11 protein-coding genes and 1 pseudogene are annotated in these 16212 nt (G+C 57.7%); 7 read left to right on the top strand and 5 right to left on the bottom strand.

What is annotated here, in order from left to right; translation table 11 throughout:
• Positions 1-137: 137 nt before the first annotated feature.
• Positions 138-2603, top strand: coding sequence for an EAL domain-containing protein (locus RGU44_RS13275; protein ID WP_322217494.1), 2466 nt, complete (start codon positions 138-140; stop codon positions 2601-2603).
• A gap of 21 nt (positions 2604-2624) precedes the next feature.
• Positions 2625-3440: a TenA family transcriptional regulator gene (locus RGU44_RS13270; RefSeq protein ID WP_416194625.1), complete on the top strand. Its 816-nt coding sequence runs from the start codon at positions 2625-2627 to the stop codon at positions 3438-3440.
• Positions 3441-3475: 35 nt separating this feature from the next.
• Here RGU44_RS13270 and RGU44_RS13265 read toward each other — a convergent pair.
• From RGU44_RS13265 to RGU44_RS13245, 5 genes and pseudogenes are all read right to left on the bottom strand, one after another.
• Positions 3476-4401: pseudogene (locus tag RGU44_RS13265) on the bottom strand (GGDEF domain-containing protein).
• A gap of 259 nt (positions 4402-4660) precedes the next feature.
• Positions 4661-5401 carry a YciK family oxidoreductase gene (locus RGU44_RS13260; RefSeq protein ID WP_322181017.1) on the bottom strand — a complete coding sequence of 247 codons (741 nt, stop codon included), beginning with the start codon at positions 5399-5401 and terminating at the stop codon, positions 4661-4663.
• A 70-nt stretch (positions 5402-5471) separates the two neighbouring features.
• Positions 5472-6143, bottom strand: coding sequence for an N-acetylmuramic acid 6-phosphate phosphatase MupP (gene mupP, locus RGU44_RS13255; protein WP_322181015.1), 672 nt, complete (start codon positions 6141-6143; stop codon positions 5472-5474).
• A 4-nt stretch (positions 6144-6147) separates the two neighbouring features.
• A complete protein-coding gene (ubiG, locus tag RGU44_RS13250) occupies positions 6148-6846 on the bottom strand; it encodes a bifunctional 2-polyprenyl-6-hydroxyphenol methylase/3-demethylubiquinol 3-O-methyltransferase UbiG (RefSeq protein WP_322181013.1) in 699 nt (232 codons plus the stop codon).
• 60 nt (positions 6847-6906) lie between these two features.
• Complete coding sequence (locus RGU44_RS13245; RefSeq protein WP_322181011.1) at positions 6907-8253, bottom strand: TRZ/ATZ family hydrolase; 1347 nt, start codon at positions 8251-8253, stop codon at positions 6907-6909.
• Positions 8254-8390: 137 nt separating this feature from the next.
• Here RGU44_RS13245 and mtnA point away from each other — a divergent pair, with 137 nt between their 5' ends.
• The 5 genes from mtnA to hisC all read left to right on the top strand — a co-directional run bounded on the left by mtnA (position 8391) and on the right by hisC (position 16198).
• Positions 8391-9467 (top strand): S-methyl-5-thioribose-1-phosphate isomerase, encoded by a 1077-nt coding sequence (gene mtnA, locus RGU44_RS13240; protein ID WP_322181009.1) that lies wholly within the window; start codon positions 8391-8393, stop codon positions 9465-9467.
• A 339-nt stretch (positions 9468-9806) separates the two neighbouring features.
• Complete coding sequence (gyrA, locus tag RGU44_RS13235) at positions 9807-12581, top strand: DNA gyrase subunit A (RefSeq protein ID WP_322181007.1); 2775 nt, start codon at positions 9807-9809, stop codon at positions 12579-12581.
• Between the two features lie 309 nt (positions 12582-12890).
• Positions 12891-13976: a 3-phosphoserine/phosphohydroxythreonine transaminase gene (gene serC, locus RGU44_RS13230; protein ID WP_322217490.1), complete on the top strand. Its 1086-nt coding sequence runs from the start codon at positions 12891-12893 to the stop codon at positions 13974-13976.
• Positions 13976-15070 carry a prephenate dehydratase gene (pheA, locus tag RGU44_RS13225; RefSeq protein WP_322181003.1) on the top strand — a complete coding sequence of 365 codons (1095 nt, stop codon included), beginning with the start codon at positions 13976-13978 and terminating at the stop codon, positions 15068-15070. Before serC ends, pheA begins: the two co-directional genes overlap by 1 nt.
• Before the next feature lie 15 nt (positions 15071-15085).
• Positions 15086-16198: a histidinol-phosphate transaminase gene (hisC, locus tag RGU44_RS13220; protein ID WP_322217489.1), complete on the top strand. Its 1113-nt coding sequence runs from the start codon at positions 15086-15088 to the stop codon at positions 16196-16198.
• Positions 16199-16212: the final 14 nt, after the last annotated feature.

Below are 16212 nucleotides of genomic sequence, written 5' to 3'. Positions count from 1 at the left end.
AGGGCGCCACCGGGCGGTATTGCGTCTCAAACTTGAGAAAATGGTCTGCCGTCTTGTCCGGTTTTAGCCTAGGCTCTTTCCAGGACTATCACTCAAGCTGCAGGGTGAGTATCAGAAACGCTCATGTAAGGGAAACCATGAAGAAAAAGCGGATTCTGGAGAGGCCCCGTTTGCTGGGCATTGTTTGGCCATTTATAGCGGTCGTGCTGTTCCAGACGCTTCTGGGGTGCGTGAGCTTGTATGTGCTGTCTGCCGTTCGCGGGTATGTCGCCGGCGAGAGCATGTGGTCCAAAGGGCAAAAGGATGCCATTTACTACCTCAACCTGTATGCCAACAGTCGGGATGAGCAGCACTATCAGAAGTACCAGCAAGCCATTGCCATTCCGCAGGGTAGTCATGATCTACGGATCGCGCTCGACGGACCGATCCCTGAGATCGGAGCAGCTCGTCTCGGTATCCTGCAAGGTGGAAACCACCCGGATGACGTCCCGAGTATCATCTGGCTGTATTTGAACTTTCGTCATTTCAGCTACATGGAAAAAGCCATTGAGTTGTGGAAAGTCGGTGACGGCTACCTGGTACAACTCGATGCCGTTGCCCGGCAGATGCACACCCGTATCAGCCAGGGCAGTGCGACCAACGATGATGTGCGTGGCTGGAAGTCTCAGATCAATGCGATCAATGAGGGTGTGACGCCTGCGGCTAAAGCCTTCAGCGATGCGCTGGGGGAGGGTTCGCGGTTCATTCTGCGCCTGTTGCTGATCACCAACCTGGCAACGGCGGTGGTGCTGATTCTTCTGGCCCTGCTGCGCACGCATAAATTGCTGACACAGCGGCACGCTTTCGCCAGTGCGCTGCAATTGGAAGAAGAGCGGGCGCAAATCACGCTGGAGTCCATAGGCGACGGGGTGATCACCACCGATGTCGAGGGCTCGATCACTTACATGAACCCGGCCGCCGAGCACCTGACCCATTGGAAGAGCGAGCAGGCCAGTGGTTTGCCGCTGGCTGCGCTGTTCAATCTGCTGGATGAGAACGACCAGAAAGACAGTTTCATCCTGATAGAACACATCCTGGGCGGCAAGCTGAGTAGCGCCAGCGAACATTCGCAGTCTATTCAGCGTCTGGACGGCTCCACGGTGTCAGTAGCGCTGGTGGGGTCGCCGATCCAGTCCGGCGGCAAAGTCAGCGGTGCCGTGCTGGTTCTGCATGACATGACCCAAGAGCAGCAATACATCGCCAATCTGTCCTGGCAGGCGACCCACGATGCATTGACCGGGCTGGCCAACCGGCGCGAGTTTGAATATCGACTGGAGCAGACGCTCAGTAATCTGGCGCGTCATGCCGGTCGCCATTCGCTGTTGTTTCTCGATCTTGACCAATTCAAGCTGGTCAATGACACCAGTGGTCACGCTGCGGGGGATGAGTTGCTACGGCACATTTGTACCTTGCTGCAACAGGGCTTGCGCGAAGGCGACACCCTGGCGCGACTGGGCGGTGATGAGTTCGGTATCCTTCTGGAGAACTGCCCGCAGGAAACAGCCGAAATCATTGCTGAAAGCTTGCGCCAAACCGTGCAAAGCCTGCATTTTGTCTGGAAGGGTCGGCCTTTCGTCACCACCATCAGTATTGGGTTGGTGCACATTACCCATGTGCCGACTACCCTCGAGGCCTCACTGCGTACGGCCGACATGGCGTGCTATATGGCCAAAGAGAAGGGCCGCAACCGAGTGCAGGTCTACCACGCAGACGACTCTGAGCTGTCCATGCGTTTCGGCGAAATGGCCTGGGTGCAGCGGCTGCACATGGCCCTCGAAGAGAATCGTTTCTGCCTGTATTCCCAGGAAATCGCCGACTTGGGGAATGTCGGTGAACATGCGGGAGGGCACATCGAAATTCTCCTGCGACTACGCGATGAAACAGGTCAGATGATTCTGCCGGACAGCTTTATTCCGGCCGCCGAGCGCTATGGCCTGATGACCACGCTGGATCGCTGGGTGGTGCAGAACGTATTCAAGGTCATCGCGCAATGCCTGCGCGAGGCAAAGCACAGCGGGCCGATGGCGATATGCGCGATCAACCTGTCGGGGACCAGTATTGGCGATGATGCTTTTCTGGCGTACCTGAAAGAGCAATTCGATACGTACCAAATACCGCCCGACCTGATTTGTTTTGAGATCACGGAGACCAGTGCCATTTCAAACCTGGGCAGTGCCATCCGCTTTATTAATGAGCTAAAAGGCTTGGGATGTCTGTTCTCGCTGGATGACTTTTGTGCGGGGATGTCGTCGTTCGCCTACCTCAAACATCTGCCAGTAGACTTTTTGAAGATCGATGGCAGTTTTGTAAAGGACATGCTGGATGATCCTGTCAATCGCGCGATGGTTGAAGTGATCAACCATATCGGGCATGTGATGGGCAAACGGACCATTGCCGAGTTTGTCGAAACCCCGCAGATTGAACAGGCACTGCTAGAGATCGGCGTCGATTTCGCGCAGGGCTATATCATCCAGCGCCCGCAAGTGTTTACGTGTGAAAGTCTGTATTCCCGGCCGGTTCGCCCAGCACCTTTGTTGTTCAGGGTGCCAGGAACATTCCGCTAAAACGCAGTGCGCGACCGAACAATGACACCACAAAAAAAGGAGGCCAAAACAGTGATCGATACTTTCTGCAGAACTGGTCCGCTCATGGAAGCAACCAGTTATCCGGCGTGGGCACAGCAGTTGATTCAAGAGTGCAGTGAAGCCAAGCGCCGAGTGGTAGGGCATGAGTTATATCAGCGGATGCGCGATGGCCGCCTGAGTTCGAAAACCATGCGGCAGTACTTGATCGGTGGCTGGCCGGTGGTTGAACAGTTCGCCCTGTACATGGCGCAGAACCTGACAAAAACCCGCTTCGCCCGTCATCCGGGTGAGGACATGGCGCGTCGTTGGTTAATGCGCAATATTCGCGTCGAACTCAATCATGCTGATTATTGGGTGAACTGGAGCCTGGCCCACGGGGTCAGCCTTGAAGAGTTGCAGGCCCAGCAAGTTCCACCTGAATTGCATGCTCTGAGCCATTGGTGTTGGCATTCCAGTTCGTCTGACTCGCTGATCGTCGCTATTGCGGCGACTAACTATGCCATTGAAGGCGCCACCGGTGAATGGTCGGCACTTGTCTGCTCAAACGGGGTGTATGCCGACGCTTTCCCGGAAGATCAGCGTAAGCGCGCCATGAAATGGCTGAAAATGCACGCTCAATATGACGACTCGCATCCTTGGGAAGCATTGGAAATTATCTGCACGCTGGCCGGTAACAACCCCAGTATCCAATTGCAGACTGAGCTGCGTCAGGCAGTCACCAAGAGTTACGACTACATGTACCTGTTTCTGGAACGCTGCATGAAGCTGGAGCAGGCGACGCAGTCGCGTGAACACATGATGCTGGTTGAAAACTGAGTGACGGGCAGGCTTGGCAAACGAGTTAATCGAGCTTAGCCCGCCATCGCCAGACGGTTGCGCCCCTGACGCTTGGCTACGTACAGCGCGCTGTCTGCGCGGCGCAGAATACTTTCGGCCGACTCGGCCGGCAACAGCGTGGCGCACCCCAGGCTGACGCTCAGTTCAATCGGGTGATCCAGCATTGGATAGGTCAGATGGGTCGCCGCCAGACGCAGGCGCTCGCCGACCATTGCAGCGGCTTCGCGCCCGGTGTTCGAGAGCACGATCAAGAACTCCTCACCCCCAAAACGAAACACCATATCGATATTGCGCAGTTGGGCCTTGATTGAGTTTGCGACGGCTTTGAGCACTTCATCGCCCGTGCTATGGCCGTAATCGTCATTGACCCGCTTGAAGTGGTCGATATCGAGCATCAGCAAGGACAGCGGGTGTTTATGACGGTGGGCGACTTCGATTTCCCGAGACAGGGTTTGATCCATGGCGATTCGGTTGCCGGTACAGGTCAACGGATCGCGCAGGGCACTCAGTGTCGCCTCGCGATAGAGCAGGGCGTTTCGCAGAGGGAATAACAGACAAGGCAGCAAAGACTCAAACTGGGCCAATTCGCGTTCGGAAAAACGCTGGTTACGCTGAAAGACCAGTTCGCCCAGGTGTTCGCCTTCATTGCTCAAACTGTAACTGACACGATGGTGCCCACGCTCACCCACTTTAAGGTGCAGGTCGCTGGCGCGGTGTTCGTAACTCAGTGCCATGAGCGGGATCATGCGCTGAATGCCGCGAAAAAAATCGTCAGGATTCTTTCCGGTTCAAGGCTGGTTTGTAATTGCAGGCCAAGCTGATGGCGCAATTGTGCCAAATCGACAGGCCGCTGGGCGGCGTTGTGTTGTTGGCCAAATCCCAGTCGTTGCAATTTAGCGCTGTCGAAGTCGATTGCGTTGGTCTGGGTAGAAGAATTCATGTTTTTACTCCTAAAACACATAACGCAGTCTTAGCTGGTGTTTTAGAGCGAAAGTCGTGCCAAACAGTTCATTTAATTAAATGCATTGATATTCAGCTAGTTAGGGAACTATAAAACGGGGAGGTGTTGCAGGGTAGGCGGTTCCTTGACTCGTTTGGTAGCCTTCGGCCACCAAACTGATTGAGGTGACAGAATTATGTCACCTCAATATCAAGCCCGATTCTTCGATTGGATTTGCTTTGCTACAGCGCAACGGCTTTCACTGAGCGTCGAAAGCCTGGCCGTTGATGCCGGTGCTGTCAGGACCCATCAAGTACAGGTAGAGGGGCATGATTTCTTCGGGGGTCGGGTTGTTCAGCGGGTTTTCACCTGGGTAAGCCTGCGCACGCATGCTGGTGCGTGTGGCGCCCGGGTTAATGCTGTTGGCGCGCACCGAAGAGACCGTTTCCAGTTCGTCGGCGAGGCTCTGCATAAAGCCTTCAGTGGCGAACTTGGACACCCCGTAAGCGCCCCAATAAGCACGACCCTTGCGCCCGACACTGCTGGAGGTGAACACCACCGAGGCGTCCTGGGACAGCTTGAGCAGTGGCAGCAAGGTGCTGGTGAGCATAAACATCGCGTTGACGTTGACGTGCATCACGCGCATGAAGTTCTCGCCGGACAACTGTTCGGTCGGCGTACGCGGGCCAATGATCGATGCGTTGTGCAGCAAACCGTCCAGATGGCCGAATTCAGTCTCGATCATCGCGGCTAGTTCGTCATACTGGTGCGGCAGGGCAGTTTCCAGATTGAAGGGGATCACGGCTGGCTGAGGATGGCCCGCGGCTTCGATCTCGTCATAGACCTGAGTCAGATTGGCTTCGGTCTTGCCCAACAGCAATACCGTGGCGCCATGTGCAGCGAAGGCCTTGGCGGCAGCCGCACCAATGCCACGGCCAGCGCCGGTGACCAGAATCACCCGATCCTTGAGCAGTTCGGGACGAGCGGAATAATCAAACATTAAAAACCTCAACAATTAAAAAGGCACCCGTCTCCTGCAGCCTATGGCCGGAAGCAGATCAGTCTATTCTTCAGCAGCGACACAATGCGTTATCCAGCACCTTGCGCAGGTCCAGTGGATGATCGACCACTACATCGGCACCCCAATGATCGGGGTTGTCGTCGGGGTGAATGTAGCCATAACGCACGGCTGCGGTTTTGGTGCCAGCGTCGCGTCCGGACTCGATGTCACGTAGGTCATCGCCGACGAATAGCACGCTGGCCGGGTCCAGGTTGAGCATGCTGCACGCCAGAATCAAAGGCTCCGGGTGTGGCTTGCTGTTGGTCACGTGGTCCGGACAGATCAGGATTGCCGAGCGCTCGGCCAAACCCAGTTGCTCCATGATCGGTTGGGCAAAGCGCACGGGCTTGTTGGTAACCACACCCCAGATCAGATTGGCTTTCTCAATGTCGATCAGTAACTCGGCCATGCCATCGAACAGCGTGCTGTGGACGGCACAGTTGGTCTGATAGCGCTCGAGAAACTCCAGGCGCAGCGCTTCAAACTCAGGTTCCATCGGCGACAGGGCGAACGTCGCCGCGACCATCGCCCGGGCGCCGCCGGAAATTTCATCGCGAATCAGTTTGTCCGACACCGACGCCAGGCCGCGATCGGCAAGCATGCTCTGGCAGATCGCGATGAAATCCGGCGCGGTATCGAGCAACGTGCCGTCCATGTCGAATAAAACCGCTCTCAAACGCATGTCCTTATGCCTCTCGAAGTGTCTGGATCATGTAATTGACGTCGACATCGGACGCCAGCTTGTAATGCTTGGTCAGCGGGTTGTAGGTCATGCCGATGATGTCCTTGACCTGCAAACCGGCTTCGCGACTCCAGGCACCCAGCTCGGAAGGGCGGATGAATTTCTTGAAGTCGTGGGTGCCGCGTGGCAACAGGCCCATGATGTACTCCGCGCCGACGATGGCAAACAGGTACGCCTTGGGGTTACGGTTGATGGTGGAGAAAAACACCTGGCCACCCGGTTTGACCATGCGGAAGCAGGCGCGAATCACCGACGACGGGTCCGGGACGTGCTCCAGCATCTCCAGGCACGTCACCACGTCGAACTGCTCGGGCATTTCTTCCGCGAGGTCTTCGGCGGTGGTCTGCCGGTAGTCGACGGTCACGCCCGATTCCAATTGGTGCAACTGCGCGACCGCCAACGGCGCTTCGCCCATGTCGATGCCCATTACCGTGGCGCCACGCAGGGCCATGGCTTCACTGAGAATGCCGCCGCCGCAACCGACGTCCAGCACCTTTTTACCGGCCAGCTGGACGCGCTCGTCAATCCAGTTGACCCGCAGCGGGTTAATGTCATGCAGCGGCTTGAATTCGCTGTTGCGGTCCCACCAGCGATGGGCCAGTGCTTCGAATTTGGCGATTTCAGCGTGGTCAACGTTGCTCATGGGATGTCCTCTTAAACTTGATAATGCTGGCGAGCGTTCGAACGAGGGTTCGGACGGTCTTTATTCTGTTTTCTGCTGCTCTTTATGGCCATGAATGCGCTGGCCCCAGCTTTTAGCCGTTTCAATAAGCGCTTGTTCATCCATCCGCGTCAGGCACTTGTCCTCGAGCAGTTGCTTGCCAGCGACCCAGACGTGGGTTACGCAGTCGCGCCCGGTGGCATATATAAGCTGCGATACCGGGTCATACACCGGTTGCTGGGCCAGCCCGGACAGGTCGAAGGCGGCGAGATCCGCAGCCTTGCCGATCTCCAGCGAGCCTGTTTGCGCCTGGATACCCATGGCGCGGGCGCCGTTCAGGGTGGCCATGCGCAGGGCGCGGTGCGCGTCCAGTGCGGTAGCCGACCCCGCGACAGCCTTGGCCAGCAAGGCCGCAGTGCGGGTTTCGCCGAGCAGGTCCAGGTCGTTGTTGCTGGCTGCGCCATCGGTGCCCACCGCGACATTGACTCCAGCCTGCCACAAGCGCTCTACCGGGCAAAAGCCGCTGGCGAGTTTCAGGTTCGATTCCGGACAGTGGATCACGCTGGCGTTACTTTCTACCAGCAAAGCCATGTCCTCATCGCTGACCTGGGTCATGTGTACCGCTTGAAAGCGTGGGCTCAAAAGACCCAGTCGGCCCAGACGTGCCAGAGGCCGCTCATTGCGGTGCTCGACGGATTGCTCAACTTCGAACGCGGTTTCATGCATGTGCATGTGAATCATCGCGTCGAGTTCGTCAGCCAGGACCCGGATTTTTTCCAGGTTTTCATCGCTGATGGTATAGGGTGCATGGGGGCCGAAGGCGACGTTTATTCGTGGGTGATGCTTGAGGTCGTTAAACAACTCGACGCCAGTGTGCAGTGCTTCCTCGGGGGTGCGTGCGCCGGGAATAGGGAAGTCCAGGACCGGCACGGTGATTTGTGCGCGGATGCCGCTGTTGTGCACACGTTCGCTGGCCACCTTGGGGAAGAAATACATATCAGAGAAGCAGGTGATGCCGCCTTTCAACTGCTCGGCAATCGCCAGGTCAGTACCATCGCGGACGAAGGCTTCATCGACCCATTTGGCTTCGGCAGGCCAGATATGCCGCTCCAGCCAGGTCATCAGTTGCAAGTCGTCGGCCAGACCGCGAAACAAGGTCATGGCAGCATGCCCGTGGGCATTTATCAGACCAGGGCTGAGGAGCATGCCAGGCAGTTCGCGCACTTGCAGCGCGGTTTGCTTCAACGCTTCGGCTCTGGGGCCGATGTACACGATAAGGCCGTCGCGAATGCCCAGGCCGTGCTCTTTGAGGACCACGCCAGCAGGTTCGACCGGCACCAGCCAGGTGGGCAGGAGCAGCAGGTCGAGCGGGGCAGCAGGATTGGGCATGGCAGGACATCCAGAGCTTATATTCAGGGCCGGCGAAGTATACCCGAGCGTCTTCTTGGGCGGCTCGCTATAATCAGCGGCTTTTTATGCTTTGCTCTCGATCTTGGCTTTCTATTTTTAAGTACATGGGGTGTGGAATGCGCGATCGACTATTGGCTGCGGAGAAGGTGAAGGCCATCGATTGGCGGGATGGCGCTCTGCATCTGCTTGATCAGCGCGTGTTGCCCTTCGAGGAAACCTGGCACACGTACACCAGCGCGGCGGGCGTGGCTGAGGCCATTCGCTCGATGGTCGTGCGCGGTGCGCCCGCCATCGGTATCAGTGCGGCCTATGGCGTGGTGTTGGCAGCGCGCGAGCGTTTTGCCGCTGGCGGCGACTGGCAGGCAGCATTGGAAGAAGACTTCACCGTGCTTGCCGAGTCGCGGCCCACCGCCGTCAACCTGTTCTGGGCGCTGAATCGCATGCGCGACCGTCTGCAGCGCTTGAAGGGCAGCGAATCACCTTTGGCGGCGCTCGAAGCGGAAGCAGTGGGGATTCACTTGAGTGATCGCGAAGCCAACCTGACTATGGCCCAGCTCGGTGCCGACCTGATCCGCAAGCATCAGGGCAATCTGCAAACCGTGCTGACCCACTGCAACACGGGCGCGCTGGCGACTGGCGGCTTCGGCACCGCGCTGGGGGTGATCCGTGCGGCGTACCTGGAAGGCATGATCGAGCGCGTTTACGCCGATGAAACCCGGCCATGGCTGCAAGGCTCGCGTTTGACGGCTTGGGAACTGGCGAATGAGGGCATCCCTGTCACCGTCACTGCCGATTCGGCCGCGGCGTACCTGATGCGCACCAAAGGCATTACCTGGGTCATCGTCGGCGCCGACCGCATCACCGCCAACGGTGACGTGGCGAACAAGATCGGCACCTATCAACTGGCCGTTGCCGCCATGCACCACGGCGTGCGCTTCATGGTAGTGGCGCCGAGTTCGACCATCGACATGGCCTTGGCCAGTGGTGAAGACATCCCCATCGAAGAGCGTGACGGTCGAGAGTTGCTGGAGCTCGGCGGCCAGCGTGTAGGGGCTGATGTCGACGCGTTCAACCCGGTGTTCGATGTGACGCCAGCAGACTTGATCGACGCCATCGTGACCGAGAAAGGCATCGTCGAGCGCCCCGACACCGCCAAAATGGCGCAACTGATGTGCCGCAAGCGGTTGCATTGATCTTATATGGGCCCTCCTGCAGACCTTCGATCAGAATCGAAATCGACACAGGGCGGGATCGTCAAAACGCATGCAGGGCCCTCAGAGGCGCTATAAAGGCCGATCGTTGGTCGATTAGTGTTTTGGCAGGCTATCCAGGGGATAGGTCCCTGATCGCGTTTGTGATAACATTCGGCGGTTTCCAGGGTAGCGCGATGCGCCTGCCTTTACTGCGCAGATCCATGGCATAACTCGTTGATTTGTCGTAAGTCGTTGCATGGCAAATGCCTGCAGCGGCGAGCTTCGTTCGTCCCGCATGGATGTGACGAGGTTTCACCAGAAAAAGGAATCAGGCTTCTCATGGGCGAACTGGCCAAAGAAATCCTCCCGGTCAATATCGAAGACGAGCTGAAACAGTCCTACCTCGACTACGCGATGAGCGTAATCGTCGGACGGGCACTGCCGGATGCGCGTGATGGCTTGAAGCCCGTGCATCGGCGTGTACTCTTCGCGATGAGCGAACTGGGTAACGACTGGAACAAGCCGTACAAGAAATCTGCCCGTGTGGTCGGCGACGTTATCGGTAAGTACCACCCGCATGGTGATACTGCTGTTTACGACACTATCGTACGGATGGCTCAGCCATTCTCCCTGCGCTACCTGTTGGTAGACGGCCAGGGCAACTTCGGTTCGGTGGACGGCGACAACGCCGCAGCCATGCGATACACCGAAGTCCGGATGACCAAGCTGGCCCACGAACTGCTGGCCGACCTGCATAAAGAAACCGTGGACTGGGTGCCGAACTACGACGGCACCGAAATGATCCCTGCGGTCATGCCGACCCGTATCCCCAACTTGCTGGTCAACGGCTCGAGCGGTATCGCCGTGGGCATGGCGACCAACATTCCGCCGCACAACCTCGGTGAAGTCATCGACGGTTGCCTGGCGCTCATCGACAACCCTGAGTTGACCATCGATGAGCTGATGCAATACATCCCGGGTCCTGACTTCCCGACGGCCGCGATCATCAACGGTCGTGCCGGTATCGTCGAAGCCTATCGCACCGGTCGTGGGCGCATTTACATGCGTGCCCGCTCGATGGTCGAAGACATCGACAAGGTCGGTGGTCGTCAGCAGATCGTCATCACCGAACTCCCGTACCAGCTGAACAAAGCACGTCTGATCGAGAAGATCGCCGAGCTGGTCAAAGAGAAAAAGCTCGAAGGCATCACTGAGCTGCGCGACGAGTCCGACAAAGACGGCATGCGCGTAGTGATCGAACTGCGTCGTGGCGAAGTGCCTGAGGTGATCCTCAACAACCTCTACGCCCAGACCCAGCTGCAAAGCGTTTTCGGTATCAACATCGTAGCGCTGATCGATGGCCGTCCGCGGATCCTCAACCTTAAGGATCTGCTGGAAGCATTCGTTCGCCACCGTCGCGAAGTCGTCACCCGCCGTACCGTTTTCGAACTGCGTAAAGCCCGTGAACGTGGTCACCTGCTCGAAGGTCAAGCGGTCGCCCTGTCGAACATCGACCCGGTTATCGCGTTGATCAAAGCCTCGCCGACACCGGCTGAAGCCAAGGCAGCGCTGATCGAAACACCGTGGGAATCCAGTGCTGTTGTGGAAATGGTTGAGCGTGCTGGCGCAGATTCCTGCCGTCCGGACAACCTTGACCCACAATATGGCCTGCGTGACGGCAAGTATTTCCTGTCGCCGGAACAGGCTCAGGCGATTCTGGAACTGCGTCTGCACCGTCTGACCGGTCTCGAACACGAAAAACTGCTGACCGAATACCAGGAAATCCTCACCCAGATCGGCGAACTGCTGCGTATTCTCAACAGCGCCGAACGTCTGATGGAAGTCATCCGCGAAGAGCTGGAGCTGATCCGCGCTGAATACGGCGATGTGCGCCGCACCGAGATTCTCGATGCGCGTCTGGACCTGACCCTCGGCGACCTGATCACCGAAGAAGAGCGTGTCGTTACTATCTCTCACGGTGGTTATGCCAAGACTCAGCCGTTGGCCGTCTACCAGGCTCAACGCCGTGGCGGTAAAGGCAAATCGGCTACCGGCGTCAAGGATGAGGACTACATTGCTCACCTGCTGGTCGCCAACAGTCACACCACGCTGTTGATGTTCTCCAGCAAAGGCAAGGTGTACTGGCTCAAGACATACGAAATTCCGGAAGCGTCGCGTGCTGCCCGTGGTCGTCCGTTGGTCAACCTGTTGCCGCTGAGTGAGGGTGAATACATCACCACCATGCTGCCGGTAGACATGGAAGCCATGCGCAAGAAGTCCGAAGAAGAAGGCGGTGACGATGTCATCACTCCAGAACTGGACGACGTAGCAAGCGACGAGAGCGAAGAAGACAGAAAGGCCCGCATCAAGGCGGAAGACCGGAAGAAAGCTCCGTTCATCTTCATGTCGACTGCCAACGGCACCGTGAAGAAAACCCCGCTGGTGCAATTCAGCCGTCAACGCAGTGTTGGCCTGATCGCGCTGGAGCTGGACGAAGGCGACATCCTGATTTCCGCCGCCATCACTGACGGCGAACGCGAAGTCATGCTGTTCTCCGACGGCGGCAAAGTGACACGCTTTAAAGAGTCCGACGTTCGTGCCATGGGCCGTACCGCTCGCGGTGTGCGCGGCATGCGTCTGCCAGAAGGTCAGAAGCTGATTTCCATGCTGATCCCGGAAGAAGGCAGCCAGATTCTCACCGCCTCCGAGCGTGGTTTCGGCAAGCGCACTGCGATTACCGAGTTCCCTGAGTACAAACGTGGCGGTCAGGGCGTTATCGCCATGGTCAGCAACGACCGTAATGGCCGTTTGGTCGGTGCGGTACAAGTGCTCGACGGCGAAGAAATCATGTTGATTTCCGACCAGGGCACCTTGGTTCGTACCCGTGTTGATGAAGTGTCCAGTTTGGGTCGTAATACCCAGGGTGTAACCTTGATCAAACTCGCCAGCGACGAAAAACTGGTCGGCCTGGAGCGTGTTCAGGAGCCATCGGAAGTCGAAGGCGAAGAGTTCGAAGAGGGTGAGGTGTTGGAAGGCGAAGTGCTTGAAGGCGAAGTGCTGGATGTCAGCGACATCGACGAATCCCAGCAAGTCGACGCCCCGGAAGAAGAGTAATGCGATACCTGTAGGAGCAGACTTGTCTGCGAATGGTTTGACGCGGTGTATCTATCAGGTATGCCCCTATCGCAGACAAGTCAGCTCCTACGGCCTTCGGCCAGAAACAGATGCCCGGCCGAACACGAATTCCTGTAGGAGCTGACTTGTCTGCGATCTAGTGCGAAGCGCTAGCAAAAATAGTGAATTCACTACCGTCGGAAGGTCGTACCGAGTCGAGCGCGACCCCGGCTTATCGCAGACAAGTCAGCTCCTACAGATTTGATACACGTGCAACGCGTACAGACCCAAGCATTGACGAGAGTGGATATGAGCAAGCGAGCTTTTAACTTCTGCGCAGGTCCTGCTGCGCTCCCTGAAGCTGTTCTGCTGCGTGCCCAGGCAGAACTCCTGGACTGGCATGGCAAAGGCCTGTCCGTCATGGAAATGAGTCATCGCAGTGATGAGTTCGTCTCCATTGCCAACAAGGCCGAGCAAGATCTGCGCGACCTGATGAGCATCCCCTCAAACTATAAAGTGCTGTTTCTGCAAGGCGGCGCAAGCCAGCAATTTGCCCAGATTCCGCTCAATCTTTTGCCGGAAAACGCCAGTGCCGATTACATCGACACCGGTATCTGGTCGCAGAAAGCCATTGAAGAAGCATCGCGCTTCGGCAACGTCAACATCGCTGCCAGCGCCAAGCCTTACGATTATTTCGCCATTCCTGGCCAGAACGAGTGGAAGCTGTCCAAAGACGCTGCCTACGTTCACTACGCACCCAATGAAACCATTGGCGGCCTGGAATTCAGCTGGATTCCTGAAACCGGCGATATCCCGCTGGTGGCTGACATGTCCTCGGACATCCTGTCGCGCCCCGTGGACGTTTCCAGGTTCGGCATGATCTACGCGGGCGCCCAGAAAAATATCGGCCCGAGCGGTATTGTCGTCGTGATCATTCGCGAAGACCTGCTCGGTCGTGCCCGTACAATCTGTCCGACCATGCTCAACTACAAAGTCGCCGCCGACAACGCGTCGATGTACAACACCCCGCCGACTCTATCCTGGTACCTGTCCGGACTGGTGTTCGAATGGCTCAAAGAGCAGGGTGGCGTCGAAGCCATCGGCAAGCTCAATGACATCAAACAGCGCACGCTGTACGACTTCATCGACGCCAGCGGCCTGTACAGCAACCCGATCAACAAAACCGATCGCTCGTGGATGAACGTGCCGTTCCGTCTGGCCGATGATCGTCTGGACAAGCCGTTCCTGGTCGGCGCCGAAGCACGTGGTCTGCTCAACCTCAAGGGCCATCGTTCGGTTGGCGGCATGCGTGCCTCCATCTACAACGCCGTCGACATCCATGGGGTCAACGCCCTGGTGGCGTACATGGCAGAGTTCGAGAAGGAACACGGCTAATGTCTGAGCAAGAACTCAAGGCGCTGCGCATCCGCATTGACAGCCTGGACGAGAAAGTCCTGGAATTGATCAGTGAGCGTGCGCGCTGTGCGCAAGAAGTTGCGCGGGTGAAAATGGCCACGCTCACTGAAGGCGAAGTGCCAGTGTTCTACCGTCCAGAACGCGAAGCCCAAGTGCTCAAGCGTGTCATGGATCGCAACAAGGGGCCGTTGGGCAACGAGGAAATGGCGCGCTTGTTCCGCGAAATCATGTCCTCGTGCCTGGCGCTGGAGCAGCCGCTGAAAGTGGCTTACCTCGGTCCTGAAGGCACCTTCACCCAAGCTGCAGCCATGAAGCACTTTGGTCACGCTGTCATCAGCTTGCCGATGGGTGCCATTGATGAAGTGTTCCGTGAAGTCGCAGCCGGCGCGGTGAATTTTGGCGTGGTCCCGGTGGAAAATTCCACCGAAGGCGCGGTCAACCACACCCTCGACAGCTTTCTCGAACACGACATGGTCATCTGTGGCGAAGTCGAATTGCGTATTCACCACCATTTATTGGTCGGTGAAAATACCAAGACCGACAGCATCAGCCGCATCTACTCCCACGCCCAGTCGCTGGCCCAGTGCCGCAAGTGGCTGGACGCGCATTACCCGAATGTCGAGCGCATCGCCGTTGCCAGCAACGCCGAAGCGGCCAAGCGGGTCAAGGGTGAGTGGAACTCGGCGGCCATCGCCGGCGATATGGCGGCAGGGCTGTACGGCCTGACCCGTATCGCAGAAAAAATCGAAGATCGCCCGGATAACGCCACGCGTTTCCTGATCATCGGCAGTCAAGAAGTCCCGCCGACTGGCGACGACAAGACCTCGATCATCGTGTCGATGAGCAACAAACCAGGCGCGCTGCATGAATTGCTGGTGCCCTTCCATGAGAACGGAATCGACCTGACCCGTATCGAAACCCGACCTTCACGCAGCGGTAAATGGACCTACGTGTTCTTTATCGACTTCGTCGGCCATCACCGTGATCCATTGATCAAGGCCGTGTTGGAACAGATCAGTCAGGAAGCGGTGGCACTCAAGGTGCTGGGTTCCTACCCGAAAGCGGTTCTCTAAAGGGGTTAGCACTACATGAGCGTCGACTTCCTCGCCCTGGCACAGCCGGGCGTGCAAAAACTTTCGCCTTACGTCCCGGGCAAACCCGTGGACGAACTGGCGCGCGAACTGGACATCGATCCGGCCCGGATCATCAAGCTGGCCAGTAACGAAAACCCGCTGGGTGCCAGCCCTAAGGCCTTGGCCGCGATTCGCGACGAACTCGCCGAGTTGACCCGCTACCCGGACGGTAATGGTTTCAATCTCAAGGCGCGTCTTGCAGAGCGCTGCGGTGTGCAAGCCAATCAAGTCACCTTGGGTAATGGCTCCAACGACATTCTGGAGTTGGTCGCTCGTGCGTATCTGGCGCCGGGCCTGAATGCGGTGTTCAGTGAGCATGCGTTCGCCATCTATCCTATTGTCACTCAGGCTGTTGGCGCCGACGCTCGCGTTGCGCCCGCCAAAGACTGGGGTCATGACCTGCCGGCAATGCTCGCGGCTATCGATAGCAACACCCGCGTCGTGTTTATCGCCAACCCGAACAACCCGACCGGGACCTGGTTCGGTCCGAGTGCCTTGGCTGACTTCCTCGCCGCCGTGCCGGAAAACGTGTTGGTGGTGCTGGACGAGGCTTACATCGAATACGCCGAAGGCGCGGAACTGCCAAATGGCCTGAACTACCTGGCGGATTACCCAAACCTGCTGGTATCGCGCACCTTCTCCAAGGCCTATGGCCTGGCATCGCTGCGCGTCGGTTATGGCGTGTCTTCGCCGGTTGTTGCTGATGTGCTGAACCGTGTACGTCAGCCGTTCAACGTCAACAGTCTTGCGCTGACGGCGGCTTGTGCTGCGCTGGATGACGTCGAGTACGTGGCCCAAAGTCGCCGCGCGAACGAAGCCGGGATGCAACAGCTTGAACAAGGTCTGCGTCTGTTGGGCCTGAGCTGGATTCCGTCCAAGGCCAACTTCCTTGCCATTGATCTCGGTCGCGAAGGCGCGTCGGTCTATCAAGACCTGCTCCGTGAAGGCGTGATCGTGCGCCCGGTCGGGGGGTATGGGATGCCAAACCACCTGCGGGTCAGCATCGGTCTGCCGGGCGAAAACGCGCGCTTCCTTGAGGCTTTGGCCAAGGTTCTGGCACGTGGTTGATGTCATGCCCGTGC

It is taken from the genome of Pseudomonas sp. 5C2 (assembly GCF_034314155.1).
Classification (GTDB): domain Bacteria; phylum Pseudomonadota; class Gammaproteobacteria; order Pseudomonadales; family Pseudomonadaceae; genus Aquipseudomonas.
The sequence above is the reverse complement of the archived record's forward strand: the minus strand, read 5'-3'. Positions and strand labels throughout refer to the sequence as shown.

Coding starts and splice junctions, on each gene's coding strand:
- RGU44_RS13275 (WP_322217494.1), top strand. CDS start 138: ATGAAGAAAAAGCGGATTCTGGAGAGGCCCCGTTTGCTGGGCATTGTT.
- RGU44_RS13270 (WP_416194625.1), top strand. CDS start 2,625: ATGACACCACAAAAAAAGGAGGCCAAAACAGTGATCGATACTTTCTGC.
- RGU44_RS13260 (WP_322181017.1), bottom strand. CDS start 5,401: ATGTTTGATTATTCCGCTCGTCCCGAACTGCTCAAGGATCGGGTGATT.
- mupP (WP_322181015.1), bottom strand. CDS start 6,143: ATGCGTTTGAGAGCGGTTTTATTCGACATGGACGGCACGTTGCTCGAT.
- ubiG (WP_322181013.1), bottom strand. CDS start 6,846: ATGAGCAACGTTGACCACGCTGAAATCGCCAAATTCGAAGCACTGGCC.
- RGU44_RS13245 (WP_322181011.1), bottom strand. CDS start 8,253: ATGCCCAATCCTGCTGCCCCGCTCGACCTGCTGCTCCTGCCCACCTGG.
- mtnA (WP_322181009.1), top strand. CDS start 8,391: ATGCGCGATCGACTATTGGCTGCGGAGAAGGTGAAGGCCATCGATTGG.
- gyrA (WP_322181007.1), top strand. CDS start 9,807: ATGGGCGAACTGGCCAAAGAAATCCTCCCGGTCAATATCGAAGACGAG.
- serC (WP_322217490.1), top strand. CDS start 12,891: ATGAGCAAGCGAGCTTTTAACTTCTGCGCAGGTCCTGCTGCGCTCCCT.
- pheA (WP_322181003.1), top strand. CDS start 13,976: ATGTCTGAGCAAGAACTCAAGGCGCTGCGCATCCGCATTGACAGCCTG.
- hisC (WP_322217489.1), top strand. CDS start 15,086: ATGAGCGTCGACTTCCTCGCCCTGGCACAGCCGGGCGTGCAAAAACTT.